Source organism: Azonexus sp., from assembly GCF_036170495.1.
Classification (GTDB): Bacteria; Pseudomonadota; Gammaproteobacteria; order Burkholderiales; family Rhodocyclaceae; genus Azonexus.
The window spans coordinates 1-1,190 of sequence record NZ_JAVHPH010000076.1 but is presented as its reverse complement, the minus strand read 5'-3'; the positions used below and the strand labels follow the sequence as shown (position 1 = coordinate 1,190).

The 1,190-nt window shown below is 66.0% G+C and carries 2 protein-coding genes; both read left to right on the top strand.

Annotated elements, in window-relative coordinates:
• A partial coding sequence (gene waaF / locus ADADOO_RS02500) for a lipopolysaccharide heptosyltransferase II (RefSeq protein ID WP_511274729.1) occupies positions 1 to 1,010 on the top strand: 1,010 nt, incomplete at its 5' end.
• On the top strand, positions 1,007 to 1,190 hold a 184-nt coding region (locus ADADOO_RS02495), incomplete at its 3' end, for a nuclear transport factor 2 family protein (RefSeq protein WP_511274727.1). The genes waaF and ADADOO_RS02495, both read left to right, overlap by 4 nt.

Sequence of the window (1,190 nt, the reverse complement as noted above, 5' to 3'; positions counted from 1 at the left end):
AAAAAGCCCTCATCGTCGCCCCCTCCTGGATCGGCGACACGATCATGGCGCAGCCGCTGTTTGCGCGGCTGCATGCCAAAACTCCCGACCTTGAGCTCGACGCCATTGCCCCGCGCTGGGTGGCGCCCGTCCTGCACCGCATGGCGGAAATCAGCGACGTCCTCGACAGCCCCTTCGGCCACGGCCAGCTCTCGCTCAAACCGCGCTGGAAACTCGCCCGTCAGCTCGCCGCCCGCGGCTATGACGCCGTCTACGTCCTGCCCAATTCCCTCAAGTCGGCGCTCGTCCCATGGCTGGCCGGCATCCCGCAGCGCGTCGGCTTCACCGGCGAATCGCGCTACGGCCTGATCAACGTCCGCCACACCCTCGACAAAACCGCCCTGCCACTCATGGTCGAACGCTTCGCCCAACTGGCCGAAGCGCCCGGCCAGCCGCTGGCCCATTCCATTTTTAGGCCAAAAATCCGGTCGACCGTGGAAGATCAGCAAAAAGCCCTGACCGAGCTGGCCATCGCGCGCCCGGCCCGCGTTGTCGCCTTCTGCCCCGGCGCCGAGTACGGCCCGGCCAAACGCTGGCCGGCCGCCCACTTCGCCGCGCTGGCCAAAAAACTGGCCGAACAGGGTTGTGCCATCTGGCTCTTCGGTTCACCCAAGGACCACGCCGTCGCCGAAGAAATCTCGCAACTCGCCCCTGGCCTGTGCCGCAACCTGTGCGGCGCCACCTCGCTGGCTCAGGCCGTCGACCTGCTGGCCATGGCCGAACTCGTTGTCTGCAACGATTCCGGCCTCATGCACGTCGCTGCCGCACTGGACCGGCCGATTGTCGCGCTCTATGGCTCCTCGTCGCCCGGCTTTACGCCGCCGCTCTCCGACCGCGCCGACATCCTGAGTCTGAATCTCGCGTGCAGCCCCTGCTTCAAGCGTGAATGCCCGCTCGGCCACCTCGATTGCCTGAACAAACTGCAGCCCGAACAGGTCTTCGCCGCCTGCCAAAAAAGGATGAGGCGATGAGCGGACCGACCGTTTATGCCCTGCCCGACGACGTCGAACGCGCCTTTTATGAGGCCATCGCCGAGGGCGACGCCGACCACATGATGCTCGTCTGGGCCGAAGACGACGAAACGCTGTGCGTTCATCCGACCGGCGTTCGCCTGCTCGGCCTCATTCCCATCCGCGAAAGCTGGCGCAGCA